This is a genomic window from Caballeronia sp. LZ019 (assembly GCF_031450825.1).
In the GTDB taxonomy this organism is placed as follows: domain Bacteria; phylum Pseudomonadota; class Gammaproteobacteria; order Burkholderiales; family Burkholderiaceae; genus Caballeronia.
The window spans coordinates 259,356-279,352 of record NZ_JARTVZ010000001.1 but is presented as its reverse complement, the minus strand read 5'-3'; the positions used below and the strand labels follow the sequence as shown (position 1 = coordinate 279,352).

Below are 19,997 nucleotides of genomic sequence, written 5' to 3'. Positions count from 1 at the left end.
CGAAAATGCTCGTCAATGCGCTAAATTTTCCGCGACGCATTACTTTGATTTATGGCTGATAAGCGCTGTGCGCCTAAGCGACGCCTGCCGCCTCGCGCAGGAGTGAGATCAGGGTTTCAATCGTCGGAGTGATGCTCCTGCCGTGCGGCACGACGACGTAATAAGCGTCGCGCATCGTCAGGGACGCGTCCGTCAGGCGTACGAGTTCACCGGAGAGAAGACGTTCGTGCAATAGCCTCGACCAGCCGAGCGTGATGCCTTGCCCGTCGAGCGCCGCCTGCACGGCGTCGGCATAGAGACATGTACGCAGGCCGTATTTGAGCTTGCCGGGACGGCCCCCGACCGCCCGGAACCATTGTTCCCAGGTCAGCCATCCCTCGGATGTCGGGTCGTCGGCAATGAGCGAGCATTCCGCCAGTTCATCGAGCGTCTGGGGCTTGCCGTGCTTCCCGATCCAGCCCGGCGAACACACTGCGAACACCTGCTCCTCGAACAGCAGGTAGGACGTTCCATCGTTCCAGTTACCGTTTCCGAATCGCACGACCGCAGCCACTTCGTTGTGACGCAGATCGGCGGTGAACATCGTCGTTGTCAGGCGCACGCGCAGATTCGGGTACGTCTGCTTCAGTGCGCCGACGCTCGACATCAGACGGAAGTGCGAGAAGGCCGCTGTCGATGCGAGCACGAGTTCTTCATCGTCGATGCCGGTGGACAGGCGATCGAACACGCCAGCAATCCTGCCCATCGATTCCGACACGACCGTATAAAGAACCTCCCCTTCTTTGGTCAGCGTCAGATTGCGATGCAGGCGGTCGAGCAGGCGAACGCCCAGCATTTCTTCGAGAAGCCGGACCTGTTGACTGACAGCGGCCTGTGTGACGCCCAGTTCCACCGCAGCATGAGTGAAGCTGCGCAGTCTCGCCACGGCCTCGAACTCGACCAGCGCGGTCAGTGAGGGGACGAGCCGGCGATACCCTTTCGCACCATCTGTAACGGCTTTCATCGTGAGCTTGGGAAAGACATTGTTCCAAAGGAGGGGCCATTTGCTGCTCGCGTCGAACGACGCGCTGATCGCCGAGGCCACGGCTCATCGCGGATGCGTCGCGATCCCCGGAGAAGCGTCTGCATACTACTTCGGCATACGTCAGCCGTATAGTCGGGATCGACTCGGGCGACGCATAACTTAATGTAATAGCGCCCCGAAAATTAAGCGCGTTGACGCTGCAAACCGTTGAACCAATACTCCCACGCAAGCGAAGAACCGCGGCAGCATCTTCGTCATCGCCACACATCACTACGCGCTTCGACCCGTTCACGCCATGCAGACGCGTGAACGCGCGCCGCGCGTCTCAACAGACTCGATGCCATGAATTCGCCAGACAAGATCTTCGACGTAGCGCCCGACGCGGAACGGTTCTCGAATCCAGGCACGTGGGAAAGCGCTGGCAAGCCGTGGGCAAGCGGCGAGCAACAGACGCTCACTTGTTGCCGGGCGATCGACGAGACACACGACGTCCGGACGTTCGAGTTTCGCGTCGGCGACGGCACGCCGGTGCGCTTCGAGCCGGGCCAGTTCATGACCGTCTCCGCCGACGTGCATGGCCAGTCGATCGAACGCTGCTACACGATCTCGTCGCCGCCGACGCGTCCCTATCTCTTGTCGATCACGGTCAAGCGTGTACCGGGCGGCGCAATGTCCAACTGGCTTCACGACCATATGGCGCCTGGACACACGCTTCGCGCGTACGGACCGTCAGGAACATTCACGTCGACGGCCGCGCCCTCCCACAAGTCCCTGTATCTTTCGGCCGGGTCCGGCGTCACGCCGCTGATGGCGATGACGCGTGCGGGCATCGACCTTGGATTGAATCGCGACGTCGTCTTCATCCACAGCGCGCGCACGCCCGCCGACATCGTGTTTCGAAACGAGCTGCATCGGCTGACCGAACTCTCGCCGCGCCTGCGCACTTACTTCGTTTGCGAAGGCGTCGGCGATGAACGGGATTGGCATGGCCCGACGGGGCGGCTGAGCCTTCGCCTTCTCTCCGAGTGCGCGCCGGACTACCACGAGCGCGAGGTCTTCACATGCGGTCCGGCGGGCTACATGCACGCCGTCCGCGAGATCTTGCGTGAAGGCGGTCACGATCCGGCTCGTTACCATCAGGAGAGCTTCGACATCACGTCGGGAGTCGCACCGGAGCCGGTTCACGAGAAAGCGTCCGTTTCGGAGCAGACGTTCACCGTCAAGCTGTCTCGCTCATCGAGGAGCTTCGTCATGAATGCTTCGGACACCATTCTTTCCGCCGCAAGGAAAGCGGGCGTCGCCATTCCATCGTCGTGCAGTCAGGGCGTATGCGGCACCTGCAAGACGAAAGTGCTCGACGGCACCGTTGACATGAAACACAACGGTGGAATCCGCGAACGCGAGATCCAGAAGGGCTTGCGTCTGCTGTGCTGCAGCCGGCCGACTTCAGACCTGACGCTGGAACTATAGCGACCCGGACTTCCTGTGTCGCAGCTCATATCACAACAACGCATGGAGCTTACGCATGGCGCGCAGTGCTGACGGTACGGGAGTCGAAGACGACGTTGTGCGCGAAGTGCGGACCTATCGCCTTGCGCGCGTTCTGGAGCAACTGCGCAAGCACGATTGCCCGGCGATCCTGCTTTATGACCCGGTGAACATCCGCTATGCAACCGATACATCCAACATGCAGGTATGGGCGGGCCGCAATCCATCGCGTTATGTGATGGTGTTCGCCGATGGCCGCATCGTCGCGTGGGAGTTTCACAGCAGCGAGCACGTATGGGACGGCCTCGATCTCAACGTCGAATTGCGCGGCGCGCTGAGCTGGACGTTTTTCAATGCGGGCCACGATGCAGGGCGCCGTGCGGAAATCTGGGGCGCCGAGATCGTTCAACGTCTTCCGCGAGCACGCGGGCGATAACCGGCGACTTGCCGTTGACCGTCTCGACCCGTTCGGCGCCGCGTATCTCGAGAAGCACCGCATTGCGCTGATCGACGGGCAAGCGCTGATGGAAACCGCCCGGCTCATCAAGTCGCCGGGTGAACTGGTGCTGATCGGCGAGTCGTTGCGTACCGCGGAAAGAGGCATCGAGCGCATGCGTCGGGAGCTTCGTCCGGGCATCACCGAGAACGAACTGTGGGCGCATCTTCACTTCGAGAACATCAGGCACGGCGGCGAATGGATCGAAACGCGCCTGCTTGCTTCCGGCGACCGCACGAATCCGTGGATGCACGAGTGCTCGTCGCGCGTGCTTCAATCAGGCGACCTTCTCGCGTTCGACACCGACATGGTCGGTCCTCATGGCTATTGCTCGGATATCTCGCGAACATGGCTCGTGGGCGACAGCCGCCCCTCGGACGAGCAACGCAAGCTCTATGAACTCGCCTATACGCAGGTTCACTACAACATGGACCTGATACGGCCCGGCATGACCTTCAGGGAGTTTGCAGACCGCGCATGGAAGATACCGGACCGGTACGTCAAGAACCGGTATTGCTGCCTCGCGCATGGGATCGGCATGGTGGACGAGTATCCGTCGATTGCGCATGAGATCGACTGGCATAGCGCCGGATACGATGGCCGATTCGATGCGGGCATGACGGTCTGCGTCGAGAGTTATATCGGCGCGGAAGGCGGCACCGAGGGCGTCAAGCTCGAGCAACAGGTCGTTGTCAGTGATGGAGGCTGCATATCGCTCACCGGGTGCAGCTTCGAAACCGACTGGCTCTGATCTCTCGATCGAGCTACACGCTCGCCGCCGATGTTCCCGAGTTCGAACCGAGCGCACGTCTCGCGCTCAGGGCCAGCAACGCGCACGAAAGCCCGTTGAACAGGAACAGGCCGCGCGGACCCATCAGTGTCATCAGCGCGGAAGCGAGTGTGGGACCGATCATTCCGCCAAGCGAGAACAGCACGAGGAGCATCGCCGATACCGCGACTCGCAGATGCGACTCGGTGCGGTCCTGCACGTGCGACACGATCAGCCCGTATTGCGTGAAGGTCACTGCGACATAAACCATCGTCGCGCACCACGTCACGATGCGAATATTCAGGCTGAACAGCACAAGACTCAGCAGCGCCGATATTGCCGCGGTGTAGTAGACGAGACGCCGCCGGTCGATTCGATCCGACAGACGTCCCATCGGAAACTGCGGCAACAGCGCACCGATGAGCGCCACGCCCATGAACGTCGCGAGATCGTGCGTCGAGAAGCCTGATCGATCCAGATACACCGGCATCAGCGAATAAAAGTTGCTATAGATGAAGCCCGCGAGGATGCACCCCGGCACCGCGAGCGGGGTTGCGACCATCATCTCGCGCAGGCTCTCCGTCCAGCTTCGCGCGGGCACGCGATGAAGGTTGGAGTCGTTGACCTTGGCGGGCCATCCTTCCATCAGCGTGACCGGCATGACCGCCGCCGCGAACAGTGCAGCCGCGATGGAGAACTGAACCGCGGCCGATCCACCCCCGAAGTTCAATAGAAACTGACCGCTTCCTACCGCAAGATAGTTGATGGCCGCGTACAGGCGGAAGACCTGGCCGCGCCTTTCGTTTTCGACCGTGCCGTTCAGCCAGCTTTCGACGGACGTGTACAGCCCCATGAACGCGACGCCCGTCAGCAGGCGAACGATGCCGAGCGTCCAGGGCGATTCGGCGGCGCCGAACGCGAGCGCAAGAATCGACGCCGCCGCCGAGAATGCGACGAACGTCCGGTGCTGGCCGATACGGTCGATCAGCCGTCGATTGATGACGGCGCCCAGGATGAAGCCCGCGTAGTAGCTCGACTGAATGAGGCCGATGACGAGCGTCGACGCACCCGATTGCAGCACGCGCAGCGGAATGAGTGTCTGAAAAAGCCCGTTTCCGACGATAAGCAGCGCATAGCCGACCAGCAGGCCGGCAATCGCGCGCACCACATTGCGTTCGCCGGCCGCCGCGTGATGCCCCGGATTCGCCGCCGCCGAATCCGGCCACGGCGGGGTCTTGCGGCCGAGCAGCGCCGCTTCGTTCAGTGGTCCGGTGCGCCCGACGGCGGACGCATCGTGTTCCTCGTCTGTCGCTGGTTCGTACGTCTCTGCTGCGAGGCTATCGGTATGCTCGGGGCGATGGAGTGCACCGCCGTTCGCTTTCTCGTCGTCCAGTTGTCGCATGGCACCTTCGGGTTGGCTCGGCGAGTTCAATGATGACAGATGTGGCCTGAGGCCGGGCGGGCGATGGACGTGCCCGGCCGTTTCCCATCGTAACGCACTTCTTCGATCAGGCGATTCATAAGCCATCCGAATCAACTCGCGGTCGAGACTACTCGTCGAACTCGGCTCGCCCGAAAAAGCCAAACCGGACCTTCCGTAACCATTAGCAAGACTATTCGCGCTCCCTGTACCGGGAAAACGCTAATCGAAACCCGCAAATACCCTGCATATAGTTTGCCTAATTCAAAATCCGGCACGACGTCGGAGCTATTCCGAAGTGTGGGATTCAGCGCGATATCGCCGCTAATTGCCCGCCGGTGCCAGTCATTGCAACCGAATCCGATTGCCAGCCACGACAGAACGAAATCGACGATGAGTCGAGCAAGCCACGAAGGACCTAACCAGATACAGGACCGGAGGAAGACATGGCGCAGAAGCGGGACGATTCACACGAAAGCAAATCCGAAGGCACCGGCGCAATCAGCCCCGCGCGACGCGGTCTGATGCAAGGCGCGGGCCTCGGCGCTGCGCTTTCGCTGCTCGGCGCAGCCGGCGGCGTCTCGGGCGGCCTGATCTCCGCTGCGCACGCTGCAGAGGCGGCCTTTCCGCAGCACAAGCGCTGGAAGATCGTCTTCGTGAACCACGTGACGACGAACCCGTTCTTCGTTCCGACGCAATACGGCATTCAGGACGCGTGCTCGATGTTCGGCATGGACTATCAATGGACCGGCTCGGCCAACTCGGACGCGGGCGAAATGGTGCGCGCGGTGAACTCCGCCATTGCCGCGAAAGCCGATGCGATCGCCGTGCCTATCGTCGATCCGAACGCTTTCGACAAGCCGATCCAGGCGGCGCTCGACGCGGGCATCCCCGTGTTCGCCTACAACGCCGATGCCCCGCGCGGCAAGACGAATCCGCGTCTCGCGTACATCGGCCAGGACCTGTATCTGTCGGGATATCAGATGGGCGAGCGCATCGCGAGTCTCGTGGACAGCGGCCTCGTCGCACTGTTCATCGCGACGCCCGGCCAGCTCAACATTCAGCCGCGTCTCGACGGCGCAAGCGACGCCATCAAGAAGTCGGGCAAGAAGATTGACATTCAGACCGTGGCCACCGGCGCAACCGTCAACGAGGAACTGTCGAAGATCAAGGCATTTTTCCTCGGCCATCAGGACCTGAAAGGCATGTTCGCCGTCGATGCCGGCAGCACGCAAGGCGTCGCGCAAGTGATGAAGGAGTCGAACCTGCCGTCGAAGGGCGTGCACGGCGGCGGCTTCGACCTCCTGCCGCAGACCATTCAGCTCATTCACGAAGGCTTCCTCGATTTCACCATCGATCAGCAGCCCTACGTGCAGGGCTTTTATACCGTGATGGAGGCGTTCACGTTCCTCGCATCGGGCGGGCTCGTGGGGCCGGCGAACATCAACACCGGTCTCAAGTTCGTAACGAAGAGCACAGTCGAGCCGTACCTCAACACGTTGACGCGCTATGAAGGCAAGACGACGAAACCGCAGATCGTGCCGATGAGCGGCGCTATCAAATCGTAATGAATACGGTCAAGCAACCCGGCAAGGCGCAGACGCCCGCGCGGCTCGATCGGCCGCGCGGCGCATGGACATCGCACTGGGCAGCGGAACTGCGCATCCTGCTCGTGGCCATCCTGCTCGCTGCGTACTTCCAGATCGTCAACCACGACTTCCTGTTGTCCAACGCGAGCCTCGTCAACCTGTCGCAGTTCATCGCGCCGGTGGCGATCATCGCGTTCGGCGAGATCATGCTGATGATCGGCGGGGATATCGACCTGTCGGCGGGGATGGTCTTCGCATTCGCGCCCTTCATCATGGTGTTCGCCAACGAGGCGGGCGCGCCGATGTGGCTCGCAGTCATCGCAGGTCTCGTCGCCGCTGCGATCATAGGGTTCGTGAATGGAGCGGTGACGGTGTTCCTGCGCCTGCCCTCTTTCGTCACGACGCTCGGCACGCTGTTCCTGATCAACGGCATCACGCTCACGATGTCGCGCGGCACGCCCGCCGCCACGCCCGGTTCGCCGGAGTTCGCGGCGATCATGGGTTCGTGGGGTTACAGCGAAATCCTCTGGACGGTGGCGCTCGCGTTCATCATGCACGTGTTGCTGCGTCATACGCGATGGGGTCTGCATACGCAGGCGGCGGGCGCCAACCCGCTCGGCGCGAGCGAAGCGGGCATTCATGTGAATCGACTGCGCCTCGGTAACTTCGTGCTCGCGGCGGTGCTTGCAGGATTCACCGGGATTCTCGAAGGTTTTCGCATCACGTCCATCGATCCGCAAGCGGGCGGCAATCAGATCATGTTCCTCGCGGTCGCGGCAGCGGTGATCGGCGGCACGCCGCTGACGGGCGGCTCGGGGACGATCGTCGGCGGCCTGCTCGGCGCGGCGGTGCTCGGCATTCTGAGCGATGGCTTCACGCTCATCGGCATCAACGCGTTCACGTACAACATCATTCTCGGAGCAGCCATTCTCGCCGCGATGATCTTCAACATACACGTCGGACGCATCCGGCGCAGGGGAGCACGGTGATGGATGCATCGCAAGTTGCTTCCGCTGATCTTGCCGCTGGGCTCGCATTACGCGGCGATACGCTCGTCAAGCGCTTCGGCGCAGTGACCGCGCTCGACGGCGTATCGTTCACGCTCGGCAAGGGCGAGATTCTCGGCATACTCGGTGACAACGGCGCGGGGAAGTCCACGCTCGTCAAGATACTGACGGGCTTTCATCAGCAGACGAGCGGCACGCTGCACGTGCACGGCGAAGAAACGCTGCTGCGCAACGTCGATCATGCGCGCGCCCTCGGCATCGAATGCGTGTATCAGGACCTCGCGCTCGCCAACTCGTTGTCGATCTATCACAACATGTTCCTGAACCGCGAGATCGTGCGGCAGGGGCCAGCGCGTCTCCTGCGTCTCGTCGATCACCGGCAGATGCGCGAGCGTGCGGCCCAGTGTCTCGACGATATCGGCGTTCACGTGCCGTCAGTTGACCTGCCCGTCGAGCGGTTGTCGGGCGGGCAGCGTCAGGCGATCGCGGTGGCGCGCGCGGTCAATTCGAACGCGAAGATTCTGCTGCTCGATGAACCGCTCGCCGCGATGGGCGCGCGGGAAGCGGCGCTCATCATCGATCTCGTGATGCGGCTCAAGGAGAAAGGCGGGTTGTCGATCATCATGATCATGCACAACTATGCGCAGACGCTCGACATCGCGGACCGCATCATGTTGATGCAGCGCGGCCGCGTGACGTATGAGCAGCGCAGCGCGGAAACGTCCGTGGCCGAGTTGATGGACATCGTGCGGCGCGAATACCGGGCGATGCGAGCGACGACCGGCTAGCAGCCGCACGCATCGGCTCAAACGCACTCGACTTCGGCGTGCGGAAACGACTCCCACGCGACGATGCCGTGTCGCCGTGCAAGCACGTCGAGCTGTGCGGGCCAGGCGGGTACGTCGGCGGCATCGTGCAGGTCTTCGAGATCCTGCAGCATCGCAGCCACGCGCGGCTCGTACGCATCCACACCCGACAAGGCAAGCGCCTGCAATAACGGGCCGTCTTGCCCCGCCTTGTAATAACCGATTCCCAGCCCTTCGAGCCGCTCGCTGTAGTAGCGATCGTCGATCAGGACGCCGATCGCACAGCGGCGTCCGTCGCGGCCTCGCAGGCGGCAGCTTCCGCCATCGTCTTCCGATATGGCCGCTTGCGAGAGCAGATGCGACCGCACGGCGCCGAAGATTTCGTCGATGCTTCTCATCGTTCGCTCCACGCCATCAGGCAGCCCGCATGAGACTGTGCGTCGACAGGCCGAACTGTCTCGCGATGGAGCGCAAGCGGTCGTTCCATTCCCAGATGCCGAAGACGTCGTGCACGTTCTGAAGGCAGCTCAACAGCTCAATGGTCTCTCGCGAGTAAATGTTGATGCGCGCCCGCAGGAGCGCTCGCTTGAGTGCCGCGACGCCGGCATCCATATAGCCGGGAATGCGCACCGCTTCCGCGATGACGAAGCGCACCGGCACCCCTTCCATCGACGTGCGGTAGTCGTTCGGCCGCACGAGTGCGCCGACCGGGCAGCCGCCGCATCGTCCGCGATAAGCGCCGCCTCCGCGCGGCAAAAGCGACGCGCCACCCTGACTGAGAAGGTGCTCGACGCTTTGATCGAAAATTTGCTGATGAGTAAGAAATGCTCGTGCCATCGTTTGCTCCGGTGAATTAGGTCTGTTGAATGAGTATCGGCGGATAGAACGCTCGATCGCATCCAGATAAACCCTGTTTTACCGAAGCGCGCAACACAAGAAGGTAACTTTGCCTGATGCAGGGGCGCTGCCTCACTCGGCGGGGATGTTCTCGCGGAAAATCACTTGCAGACGCGGCATGTAGGTCGGTTCGGGCTCGCCCCGGATCGCTGAGGCAAGCAGTCTCACTGCCTCGCGCGCCGCGACGCGCGGATTCTGATCGATGACGGCATCCATCGTTCTATCGAGCAGGAAGCGCCGTGACGTCGCGGTGAGATCGTGGCCGACGAACACGGTCTGCCGGTGAACATGCGCCTCCTGCAGCGCGCGGCCGATACCCGAATTGCCCGCGCCGATGTTATAGAGGCCCGCCGGCGCGCCTTCTTGCAGCATCCTTCGCGTCAACTCATAGGCGCGCGCACGGTCGTCGCCGATTTCGAGCATCCGGCCGATGCGAATGTGCGGGAACTCTTCGCTCAGCAGCGCGCGAAACCCCATCTCGCGCTCTTCGTGGCCGCGATACGCGAGCGAGCCCAGGAACACGGTGACGTCGTGCTGCGTCCCCTGCGGCAGGAAGCGCCCGAGCAGCCAAGCCGCCAGCCGTCCGGCCGCGCGATTGTCGATACCCACATACGCGATGCGCGCCGACGTCGGGATGTCCGAGACCAGCGTGCAAATGTGGATGCCGCTCGCCTGCAACGCGGCGATGGCATCGCGCACCTGCGGATGATCGAGTCCCACGAGCCCGACCGCGTCGGCCTGCCCTTTCAGCCGATGCAACTGCGCGGCGAGCTTCTCCGCGTTGAAGCCCTCCACCAGATGGAGACGCGCGTCGATGTCGGGCTGACATTGCGCCTCCGCGATCAAGTGTTGATGCAGCAGCGACATGAAGCTGTTGTCGCCCGCCGGCAGCACGAAGCTCAGGCGCATCCGGGCCTGCGCGGTCCGTGCGGTTTCGCGTCCGTGGCCCAGCCGTCGCGCGACGGCGAGCACGTGATTGCGGGTATGGCTTCGCACGCCGTCACGCTCGTTCAGCACGCGATCGACGGTTGCCGTCGAAACGCCTGCCGCCTCTGCGATGGCCGTGATGGTGGTTCGGGTCATGTGCTCAATCCGTTACGTGGCCGAACCATCGTATCACATCAAATTGATGTACTGCGGATGTCGTCCATGCGGCGAAAAAGCTCGACAGCGCCGAGCCATCGGGTAAACGACAGCGAAAAATGATGCCCCTCCAAATCAAAAAGATGCGATAGTCCCATCGAAATCGCCGCGCGCATTCGTCAACGTTCGACCGAACCGGGAGACGAGCATGTCCGTATCCGAGCTTCAACCCGATGCGCCCGTGAGAGAACGCGGGTATCGCATCGGCTGTATCGGCGCTGGAATGATCATGGCGGAGTGCCATCTCGCGGCCTACCGCGAAGCCGGATTCAACGTCGTGGCCATCGCCTCGCGCACGGTCAGCCGTGCGGAGTCGGTGGCGCAACGCTGGTCCATCGCTCGCGTGCACGAGTCGCCGCAAGCACTCATCGACGATTCGGATGTCGAAATAATCGACATTGCTTATCCCCCCGATCGGCAGCCCGCGCTGATCCGCGCCGCGCTCGCCACGCCGCACGTCAAGGCGGTGCTCGCGCAAAAGCCGCTCGCGTTGTCGCTTCCGGAAGCGCTCGCGCTGCGCGACGAGGCGCGGCGGGCCGGCAAGATCCTGTCGGTCAATCAGAACATGCGTTATGACCAGTCGATGCGCGTGCTCAAGCAGTTGCTCGACCGGCGCGCGCTCGGCGAACCCGTGCTCGCCCAGATCGACATGCACGCGATTCCGCACTGGCAGACGTTTCTCGAAGGCTACGACCGGCTCACGCTCTCGAACATGAGCGTCCATCATCTCGATGTGCTGCGTCATCTGTTCGGCGAGCCCGACGAAGTGACGAGCGTGACGCGGACCGATCCGCGCACGACGTTCGCGCATCAGGACGGCATCGTCGGCACGACGTTGCGGTTCGCATCCGGGCTGCTGGCGTTCTCACTCGAAGACGTCTGGGCAGGTCCGCGCGGCGGCGGCTTCGAGGACGATCAGGTCATCCGCTGGCGCGTGGAGGGCACCGAAGGCGTGGCCAAGGGCACCATCGGATGGCCGCACGGCGCACCGTTGACGCTCAGTTACGCCTCGCAGCGCGAGACGGATGGCAAGTGGGTCACGCCCGAATGGCGGACGATGTGGTTCCCGCATGCGTTCATCGGCGTCATGGAGCAGTTGCAATACGCGCTGGCAAGCGAAACCGGGCCTGCGCTGACGGTCGCCGACAACGTGAGAACGATGGCGCTCGTCGAGGCCGCGTACAAGTCCGCCGCCGAGCGCCGCACGGTGCGAATGTCCGAAGTTCCCGTTCCCGATTGAAGCTCGCAAGAAAAAGGCCGCCGCATGGATGGCCTCGGTGTTCGTCGTTCTCAACGCGCAGTCCATTTCCAGCAGGCGAGCGAGCGCCCGGTACAGGTCGCCCCGCCCTTTCAAGGAGACAAGGATGATCCAGACCGGCATTTTCTCGGGCTATTTCCCGTATGAACTCTCGACCGCCGCGCAGAAGATTCGCGCGCATGGCTTCAACACGGTGCAACTCGACCTGCACTTCAAGGACATGGACTTTGGCCGCGGTCAGATCACGCAAGACAAGTGCAAGCGCATCCGTGATACGTTCCGCGACAACAACCTGCCGATCTCGTGCATCTCCGGTTATACGAACATCGTGCATCCCGATCCGGCTGAAAGACAGCGACGGAACGACTATCTGAAAGAGATCATCGCGCATGCACAGTACCTTGGTTCCCCGTATGTGATCTCGGAGACGGGAACGTTCGCGACCGAAAGCGACTGGGTGCATCATCCGACGAACAAGACCGAGGAAGCATGGGAGCAGTGCCGCGCCGTCATTCAGGAACTGGCCCAGCATGCGTACGACCACGGCGCGGTCTTTCTGCTCGAAACGTATGTGAACAACGTAGTGGGGTCGGTGGAAGAAACGCTTCGCATGTTCGCCGATGTCGACCATCCGGGGCTCGGCCTGCTGATGGACCCGACGAATTACTTCGAAGACCATAACATCGATCACATGGACAGAACGCTGAATCAGGTCTTCGATGCCCTGTCCGACAAGATTTGCATCGCTCATGCGAAGGATGTCAAGCGCGCGGGCGGCGACAAGTCGGAGAAGCACACCGATATCGGCGACGCCGATGCAGCCGAAAGCCACACGTTTCGCGGCGTCGGCGAGATCGAACTGCCCTCGCCGGGACTCGGTGCGCTGAACTATGACCTGTACCTGCGACGCCTCGCGAAGCGCCATCCGAATATCCCCATCATCATCGAGCACCTCACCGAAGACGACGTGCCTCGCGCCAAGGCATTTCTCGACGGCAAGCTGCGGGACAACGGCGTCTGAGCGCCGGCGCAGCGGCACTTCCTCAACCCATCGGAGCAGACGCGCAGATGGCACAGCTATACGCAACGACGATGAGCCGGCAGCAGATCGAAGCGCGCTGCGGACAATTGTCCCAGTTCGCGGGCGTGAGGCTCGTCACGCTGGAAGACGGACTCGAGCGCGGCATCCGGCTGCTGGAGTTTCGCAGCGGGACGGGCCTGCGCTTCACGGTGCTGGTCGATCGTGCAATGGATATCGCGGAATGCGAGTACCGCGGCCATGCCATCGGCTGGCATTCGCCCGCTGGCTTCAGGCATCCGGGACTGCACGAGTACGAGGGCGAAGGCGGACTGGGCTGGCTGCGCTCCTTCTCGGGTCTCATGGTCACCTGCGGTCTCGACCACATTCTGTTCATGCACGACGCGCCCGCGGACAACTACGTCTACAAGCCGCGCCAGAAAGTACAGCATTCGATTCACGGCCGCATCGGCACCATTCCCGCGCGTCTCACGGGCTATGGCGAGCGTTGGGACGGCAACCGCTGCATGCTCTGGGCGGAGGGCATCGTGTCGCAGGGCACCGTGTTCGGCGAGCATCTGGAGCTGCATCGGCGCATCGAGATCGAGGTTGGCAGCAACGATATCCGGCTTCACGATCGCGTGGTGAATCGCGGTTTTTACCGGACGCCGCATATGTTCTGCTATCACCTGAACGTCGGCTATCCGGTGCTCGACGAGGGCGCGCGTTATCTCGCGCCCGTTCAGGATGTCGTGTGGGCTGCACACGCGGACGAATACCGTGCGCAGGAGGTCGGTTATCAGCGCATGCCGGCCCCGCAGATGAACTTTCACGAACAGGTCTGGCAGCACGAAATGAAGGCCGACGACGCCGGTCTCGTGCCGGTCGCGCTCGTCAACGACCGGCTCGGCATCGGTGTGGAAGTGACGACGCGCAAGGACCAGTTTCCCTGTCAGTATCAGTGGCAGAACCTCCAGGCGGGACAGTATGCGTTGGGGCTGGAGCCGTTGACGAATCACGTGCTCGGCGAAGGCGCTGCGCGCGAGCGCGGCGAACTGATATGGCTCGAACATGGCGATGAACGCGACTATGAGACGAGCATCCGCGTTCTCGGCGCAACGGAGGAAATCGCCGCTACCGAAAGGCGCATCCGCGCGATTGCGCAGCAGCCGTCCGACGACTACCCTGCGCCGTCGGGGGAATATCGGCCTTTACGCGGCCGGGCGTCGCAAGGCGGCGCCGCATGAACGCCGGCGCCATGCATTTCTCGTTGCGCGGGCGGCGTGTGCTGCTCACCGGCGCGGGCGGCGGCCTCGGGCATGGCGTCAGCCTTGCGCTGCTGCGTCAGGGCGCGCGCGTGCTTGCGCTAGACCGTGATTCCGACGCATTGGCGCGTCTGCGCGAAGCCGTGTCGCCGGATTGCGCCGATGCATTGCAGACGCTTCAAGTCGATCTCGCCGACGCCGCCGCGCTGCAACAGACACTCGACCGGCTCACCGCCGACGCCGCGCTCGATGTCGTCATCAACAATGCGGCGGTGTATCCGTCGAAGCCTTTCGAAGCGTATTCCGACGACGAGCGCGCGCTGATCTATCGCGTGAACGTATCCGCCGCGCTGCAGATCATTCGCGCGTCGCTGCCCGGAATGCGCGATCAGCGATGGGGGCGAATCATCAACATCACGTCGATCACGCTTTCGGGCGGCTGGGAGCATCTGCAGCCCTACGTCGAGTCCAAGGGCGCGATGATGGGCAACACGCGCGCGCTGGCGCGTGAGTTCGGCAGCGACGGCATCACCTGCAATGCGATTTCGCCGGGTGCGTTCCCCACAGCCGCCGAAGCTATTCATCATGATCTTCCCGCCTACGAACGCATGGTGCTCGAACGCCAGTCCATCAAGCGGCGCGGCCGTGCCGAGGACATCGCCGCCGCGATCGTGTTCTTCGCATCGGACGAGGCCGCGTTCGTGACGGGACAGACGCTTGCCGTCGATGGCGGATGGGTCATGCACTGAGCCACGCCCACCGCGACATCGAAAAACCGCATTTTTCCGGAGTGGCAACATGCAGAACAAGGACAACAAAGGCGCGCTCGCGGGTTATCGCGTGCTCGACTGTTCCATCGCGATGGCCGGTCCGTTCGCCGCACAGCGGCTCGGCGACCTCGGCGCGGATGTCGTCAAGGTCGAACCGACGACCGGCGAATGGCAGCGGCACACGTCGGCGGGCGGCGCGCGCGGCAATCAGATCAACGTATCGTTCCTGTCGCTCAACCGCAACAAGCGCTCCGTTGCCATCGACCTCAAGGCGCAGGACGGCAAGGCCGCGTTGTACGAGCTCGTCAAGACCGCCGACGTATTCGTGCAGAACTACCGGCCGGGCGTCGCGCAACGTTTGGGCGTCGATTACGACACCCTCAAGGCGTTGAATCCGCGGCTCGTGTATGTATCGATGTCGGGCTACGGCGAGGATGGTCCGTATGCGTTGCGGCCGGGGCAGGACCTGATTCTCCAGGGCATGTCGGGCGCGCTGCTCTCCGCGGGCCGCGCGGGCGAGCCGCCGCAGGCTGCGGGCCAGTTTCTCGTCGACGCCATTGCCGCCTCCACCGCATTCGAAGCGGTCTTGACCGCGCTCTTGCATCGCGAGAGAACGGGCGAAGGCCAACTGGTGAAGGTGAACATGCTCGACGCCATCGTGACGCTGCAAATGCAGGAACTGAGCGTCTTCACGAAGGGCAAGGTCCCGCAGAAGCGCTCGCACGAACCGCACGCGCACGTCTTCATTCGCGCGCCCTACGGTGCATTCGCGACGCGCGACGGCTACATCATCGTGGCCTTTCCTTCGCTGAAGAAGTTCGGGGAACTGATCGGCGAGCCGAGTTTCCTCGACATGGTGGACGAAATCGATGGCTTCGCGCGCCGCGACGAAATCTTCGCGCGGACGCGGGAACGGCTGACCACACGCACGAGCGCGGAGTGGCTCGAACTGTTCGAAGCGCACGATATCTGGGCGGGCCCGGTGTACGGATACGGCGACGTCATCGACGATCCGCAGATCAGGCATAACGGCACCTTCATCGAGTACGAGCATCCTACCGAGGGCACCGTGAAAGCGCCGGGCTTTCCCTATCAGTTCGAAAAGACGCCATGCTCGATACGCATGGGCGCGCCGCTCGTCGGCGAACATACGCGCGACGTGCTGCGCTCGGCCGGCCTCCCCGATCACGTCATCGACGATCTCGCGCAACGCGGCATCATCAAGGAACACGCGCACGAGAAGGAGCCGGTCTGATGCCGCCGACGCCACGCTACCGTGCGCTGACGTGGGATCATCCGCGCGGTTACGATGCACTGGCCGCCGCTGCGAAAGCGCGTCGCGACATCGACGGTATCGACATTCAATGGGAGAAGCAGCCGCTGGAAGGCTTCGAATCGCATCCGATCGAAGACCTGTGCGAACGATTCGATCTCGTCGTGCTCGATCATCCGCATGTCGGCGAGGCCGTTGCGCGACGCTGCCTGCAAAGCATCGACTCGCACTTCGAAGACAGCGACCTCGCGCAATGGCAGGCGAACAGCATCGGCCCTTCGCTGCGTTCGTATCGGATCGCGGGCAAGACGTGGGCGTTGCCGCTCGATGCAGCCGCGCAAGTGACCGCGTATCGTCGCGACTTGCTCGGCACGCCGCCCGCAACATGGGACGCGCTCGTGGCGCTGCCGCCATCGGTGCGCGTGGCGCTCTCGCTCGCCGGGCCGCATGCGATCCTCACGTTCATGTCGCTTGCGGCGACGCTCGGCGAGCCCATCGGTTCCGCTGCGGACGGCGGTTTCGTGGCCGAATCGACGGGCAAGCGCGTGCTCGAAGTCATGCGGCCGCTCTATCGCCGCACGGACCCGCGAACGATGTCGCTGAATCCCATCGGTCTCCTCGACCTCATGCGTTCTTCGGACGAACTCGCGCTGATCCCGCTCGTTTTCGGCTACGTCAATTATTCGACGCACGCGTCGGCGGGCACGCACGTAGTCAGCTTCTGCGACGTGCCGACGTTTTCCGGCTCGCCCGCCGATGCGCACTCGGTCATCGGCGGAACGGGCATCGCCATCAGCGCGCGTTGTCAGGTGACGCCCGAACTCCTGAGCCATCTTCGCTGGCTGCTCTCCGAGGACGCACAGACCACATTCATTCCGCGGCACGCCGGCCAGCCGAGCCGCCGCTCGGCGTGGCGCGACGAACACGTCAACGAGATGACAGGCGGTTTTTTCGCGCATACCGCCCGCACACTGGAGCAAAGCTGGGTCCGTCCGCGTCATGACGGGTATATCGCGTTCCAGAGCCGTGCTTCGGCGATGCTGCGCGACACGCTCGAATCGGCGCGCAGCGACGCGTCCCTGCTGAACGACCTCGACGCGCTCTATCGCAACAGCTTCACATCACATACACAGGATGCCGAATGAATGAACGCGTGGAAGGTTTCGTCTCGATGACGGTCGACGACTTCGTCGCGACCATCACGCTCGACCGGCCGAGCAAGCTGAACGCGATGACGCCTTCGATGGCGGCGGAGATCGTCGAGCACATGAAGCGCTGCAACGAAGACGACGCGATTCGCGCCGTCGTGCTCACCGGCGCCAGCACGAAGTCCTTCTGCGCGGGGTCCGACATCGGCACGCTGGACGACTATCGGACGCCCTGGGAGTTTCGAAACCGGCCGGACTACTGCGATGCCGTCCGGGCCCTTCTGAAGCCTTCGATTGCGGCCATCAATGGCTATGCTTTCGGCGGCGGGCTGGAGACATCGCTCAGTTGCGACATTCGCATCGCGTCGGCGAATGCGCGGTTTGCCGCGCCCGAGATCAAGCTCGGATGGATCGGCGGCGGCGGCATGGCGGCGTTCCTCGCGCACTCCATCGGCCCGTCGAACGCGGCGCTGATGCTGATGACGGGCGACCCCATCGACGCAGACAAGGCGCTCGCGTGGGGCCTCGTCAGTGAAATCGTCGAATCGGCCGAGCAGGTGACGGCGCGCGCTCAGGAGATTGCGCGGACCATCGCGCAACGCGCGCCCATCGCGGCCGAAACGGCGAAGTCGAATCTTCGCGCGGCGTTCAACATGCCGCAGGAAGACGCGATCCGATACGAGCGCGATCTCCAGACGATCTGCTTCGCCACCGACGATGCCCGCGAGGGGCGCGAGGCGTTCAGGGAAAAGCGGCAGCCACGCTTTCGACGGCGCTAGCGTCAGCGCGCGTCGCCGCTCACCGGTGCTGCGATCTCGTCATGAACGGGCGCCCCGGAAGGCACGAGCTTCATCAGCCGCGCCATCACCGGCCATCGCGTGAGCGCGGCGCGATACTCCTCGTCGGCTTGCGAGTCGAAGTAGCGCGCGGCGTCCAGCCCCGGCAGCTTCTGCGCGAGCGCGTCAACGTCGTGCAGCGCGCGCGCCGCCTTCGCGGGAACCGGCCGCATCGCATCGCTCATTTCTGCTCCACCCATACGCCATCCGGCGTCTTCACGACATAACCGGTGGCCGTCTTCATCGTCACGGTGCCTTCGTTCTCGCCGATCATCGGCGTCTCCGGCAACTTCGACGCGTACTGCGACAGCGTCACGCCCGCCTTGAACGGACTGTCCGATACGAGGTTCGACAGCAGTTGCGCGACCGCAAGATGCCCGGTCGGCTGATCGATGACCGTCGTCGGCCCATGATTGCCCGCGAAGCCGACGAGCCGCACGCCGACCGGCCCGTGGATCACGCTCGGCGTCGGAATCTCGCGCAGGCCCGCGACCTGGTTGTTGTCGCCGCGAAGCGCCGCGCCGTGCTCGGGCACGAACACGATGACCGCGCGCCGCCCCGACTGCGCGATGAGATCCGCGAACTTGTCGAAGTCGCTCATCAGTTTGCTCACGCGCACCGGATACGACTCGAGGCTCGACAGCTTGCTGTTGGGCAGGCGGTTGCCGTCGTGCAGGCTGATGGTGTTGTAGTACAGCGCGACCGGCCCCGGCGTCTGCGCGCGCTGCGCATACCAGTTCGCGAGGGTGCCGTAGTCGTCCATGATCGGCGATCCGTCGAAAGCATGCATCGCAACGGGCGCGGCCGCGTTCGAAACGAACGGCACGTTCGGCACGCCCACGTTGTCTTTCACGAGCTGCGTGAAGTTGTCGAAGTGGCCATCGTGGTTGAACGTCACTTGCGGCGTGTAGCCCGCCTGCGCGAGATCGGCCATCAGATGACATTGCGCGGGCGCATCCTTGTACAGGTCCGCATGCGCTTCCTGGCCGCATGAAGCACGCAGCACGCGAATGGCGGCCGGGCCGCTATAGCTCGCCGCCGTGCTGAAGTTCGTGAACAGATAATCGAAGTGCGACAGGAACGGATGATTGCGCGCCTTCGACACATCGAGGTCGTCCCACGACAGCGAGCAGATATGCAGCACGATCACATCGAACTGCTCGCTCGCATTCGACGACAAATGCCCGAAGCTGACCTGTCGCTGCGACTCCTTTGCCCGGAATGCCGCGAGGGTCGCGTTGTAGTCCAAGGGTCCGGCGGACGGACCATTAGTTGCAATCGGGTTTGCTTGCGCCGGTGGCGCGGCGTGGATGCGCGCGAGAACCGCGTTCGCGCCCTGCCACACCGGCAACAGGAAGAGCGCGAGCATCACGAAGGTCGCGACGCGCAGCCATCGATTGACGATCAGATAGACGACCAGCCCGCACAGCGCCATGCCCGCCAGCATCGGCGGCAGAAAGCGCGGCAGCAATTCGAGCCAGTAGCCGAAGCTGAACGTGCTCAGATTGCCGAACTCTTCGACGATGCGCCCGAACGGCGGCACGTTCGCCTCCCGGTACATCAGCGGCAAGCCGACCGCCAGCCCCGCGATCATCCGCACCGCGCGCGCGAGCCGCGAACGCAGCGGCGCGCTCGTCGCGAGCGCCAGCGCAAACGCGATGTTCGCGAGCCACAGCGGTCTCAGATGGCCGGTCGAGAACAACGCCAGCTTGCTGATGAAATAGAGGTTCCAGAACGTCATCGTGATTGTGAATTTGCGATCGCTGCATCATCTACGGCACTTGAGCGGC

The 19,997-nt window shown here is 63.3% G+C and carries 20 protein-coding genes; 13 read left to right on the top strand and 7 right to left on the bottom strand.

The window, feature by feature from the left end; genetic code table 11:
* Positions 1-73: 73 nt before the first annotated feature.
* Positions 74-1,003: a LysR substrate-binding domain-containing protein gene (locus P9255_RS01195; RefSeq protein ID WP_309789128.1), complete on the bottom strand. Its 930-nt coding sequence runs from the start codon at positions 1,001-1,003 to the stop codon at positions 74-76.
* 363 nt (positions 1,004-1,366) lie between these two features.
* Here P9255_RS01195 and P9255_RS01190 point away from each other — a divergent pair, with 363 nt between their 5' ends.
* Genes P9255_RS01190 through P9255_RS01180 form a run of 3 tightly spaced genes read left to right on the top strand, consistent with a single transcriptional unit; the run spans position 1,367 to position 3,759 of the window.
* Entirely contained in the window at positions 1,367-2,494 is a 1,128-nt protein-coding gene (locus P9255_RS01190; RefSeq protein WP_309768465.1) for a hybrid-cluster NAD(P)-dependent oxidoreductase, read from the top strand.
* 55 nt (positions 2,495-2,549) lie between these two features.
* The gene (locus tag P9255_RS01185; protein WP_309789053.1) at positions 2,550-2,948 is read left to right on the top strand and encodes a hypothetical protein; all 399 of its coding nucleotides are present in this window, start codon (positions 2,550-2,552) and stop codon (positions 2,946-2,948) included.
* On the top strand, positions 2,890-3,759 hold the full coding sequence (locus P9255_RS01180) for a Xaa-Pro peptidase family protein (protein WP_309789052.1): 870 nt from the start codon (positions 2,890-2,892) through the stop codon (positions 3,757-3,759). Before P9255_RS01185 ends, P9255_RS01180 begins: the two co-directional genes overlap by 59 nt.
* A gap of 13 nt (positions 3,760-3,772) precedes the next feature.
* On the opposite strand, the gene P9255_RS01175 is transcribed toward P9255_RS01180, so the two are convergent.
* Complete coding sequence (locus tag P9255_RS01175) at positions 3,773-5,179, bottom strand: MFS transporter (RefSeq protein WP_309789051.1); 1,407 nt, start codon at positions 5,177-5,179, stop codon at positions 3,773-3,775.
* Positions 5,180-5,643: 464 nt separating this feature from the next.
* Between P9255_RS01175 and P9255_RS01170 the strand changes: the two genes are divergently transcribed.
* Genes P9255_RS01170 through P9255_RS01160 form a run of 3 tightly spaced genes read left to right on the top strand, consistent with a single transcriptional unit; the run spans position 5,644 to position 8,581 of the window.
* Positions 5,644-6,765 (top strand): sugar ABC transporter substrate-binding protein, encoded by a 1,122-nt coding sequence (locus tag P9255_RS01170; protein WP_309789050.1) that lies wholly within the window; start codon positions 5,644-5,646, stop codon positions 6,763-6,765.
* Positions 6,765-7,775, top strand: a complete 1,011-nt coding sequence (locus P9255_RS01165) for an ABC transporter permease (protein ID WP_309768461.1) — start codon at positions 6,765-6,767, stop codon at positions 7,773-7,775. The genes P9255_RS01170 and P9255_RS01165 overlap by 1 nt, the downstream gene beginning before the upstream one ends.
* Positions 7,775-8,581 (top strand): ATP-binding cassette domain-containing protein, encoded by an 807-nt coding sequence (locus P9255_RS01160; RefSeq protein ID WP_309768460.1) that lies wholly within the window; start codon positions 7,775-7,777, stop codon positions 8,579-8,581. The genes P9255_RS01165 and P9255_RS01160 overlap by 1 nt, the downstream gene beginning before the upstream one ends.
* A gap of 17 nt (positions 8,582-8,598) precedes the next feature.
* Here P9255_RS01160 and P9255_RS01155 read toward each other — a convergent pair whose 3' ends face one another.
* From P9255_RS01155 to P9255_RS01145, 3 genes are all read right to left on the bottom strand, one after another.
* Positions 8,599-8,997 (bottom strand): hypothetical protein, encoded by a 399-nt coding sequence (locus P9255_RS01155; RefSeq protein WP_309768459.1) that lies wholly within the window; start codon positions 8,995-8,997, stop codon positions 8,599-8,601.
* Between the two features lie 16 nt (positions 8,998-9,013).
* Positions 9,014-9,436: a hypothetical protein gene (locus P9255_RS01150; RefSeq protein ID WP_309768458.1), complete on the bottom strand. Its 423-nt coding sequence runs from the start codon at positions 9,434-9,436 to the stop codon at positions 9,014-9,016.
* A 132-nt stretch (positions 9,437-9,568) separates the two neighbouring features.
* On the bottom strand, positions 9,569-10,579 hold the full coding sequence (locus tag P9255_RS01145; protein WP_309768457.1) for a LacI family DNA-binding transcriptional regulator: 1,011 nt from the start codon (positions 10,577-10,579) through the stop codon (positions 9,569-9,571).
* A gap of 208 nt (positions 10,580-10,787) precedes the next feature.
* Between P9255_RS01145 and P9255_RS01140 the strand changes: the two genes are divergently transcribed.
* The 7 genes from P9255_RS01140 to P9255_RS01110 all read left to right on the top strand — a co-directional run bounded on the left by P9255_RS01140 (position 10,788) and on the right by P9255_RS01110 (position 18,150).
* Complete coding sequence (locus P9255_RS01140; protein ID WP_309789049.1) at positions 10,788-11,879, top strand: Gfo/Idh/MocA family oxidoreductase; 1,092 nt, start codon at positions 10,788-10,790, stop codon at positions 11,877-11,879.
* Positions 11,880-12,003: 124 nt separating this feature from the next.
* Positions 12,004-12,918: a sugar phosphate isomerase/epimerase gene (locus tag P9255_RS01135; protein ID WP_309768455.1), complete on the top strand. Its 915-nt coding sequence runs from the start codon at positions 12,004-12,006 to the stop codon at positions 12,916-12,918.
* Between the two features lie 47 nt (positions 12,919-12,965).
* Positions 12,966-14,162, top strand: a complete 1,197-nt coding sequence (locus P9255_RS01130; RefSeq protein WP_309789048.1) for an aldose 1-epimerase family protein — start codon at positions 12,966-12,968, stop codon at positions 14,160-14,162.
* Positions 14,159-14,929: an SDR family oxidoreductase gene (locus tag P9255_RS01125; RefSeq protein WP_309768453.1), complete on the top strand. Its 771-nt coding sequence runs from the start codon at positions 14,159-14,161 to the stop codon at positions 14,927-14,929. Before P9255_RS01130 ends, P9255_RS01125 begins: the two co-directional genes overlap by 4 nt.
* Positions 14,930-14,978: 49 nt before the next feature.
* Positions 14,979-16,205, top strand: a complete 1,227-nt coding sequence (locus tag P9255_RS01120) for a CoA transferase (RefSeq protein WP_309768452.1) — start codon at positions 14,979-14,981, stop codon at positions 16,203-16,205.
* Positions 16,205-17,368, top strand: coding sequence for a hypothetical protein (locus tag P9255_RS01115; protein ID WP_309768451.1), 1,164 nt, complete (start codon positions 16,205-16,207; stop codon positions 17,366-17,368). The genes P9255_RS01120 and P9255_RS01115 overlap by 1 nt, the downstream gene beginning before the upstream one ends.
* On the top strand, positions 17,365-18,150 hold the full coding sequence (locus P9255_RS01110) for an enoyl-CoA hydratase/isomerase family protein (protein WP_309789047.1): 786 nt from the start codon (positions 17,365-17,367) through the stop codon (positions 18,148-18,150). Before P9255_RS01115 ends, P9255_RS01110 begins: the two co-directional genes overlap by 4 nt.
* A gap of 2 nt (positions 18,151-18,152) precedes the next feature.
* Here the strand turns inward: P9255_RS01110 and P9255_RS01105 are convergent, their stop codons facing one another.
* A complete protein-coding gene (locus P9255_RS01105) occupies positions 18,153-18,392 on the bottom strand; it encodes a hypothetical protein (RefSeq protein ID WP_309768447.1) in 240 nt (79 codons plus the stop codon).
* Entirely contained in the window at positions 18,389-19,948 is a 1,560-nt protein-coding gene (gene bcsG, locus P9255_RS01100) for a cellulose biosynthesis protein BcsG (protein ID WP_309768445.1), read from the bottom strand. Before bcsG ends, P9255_RS01105 begins: the two co-directional genes overlap by 4 nt.
* Positions 19,949-19,997: the final 49 nt, after the last annotated feature.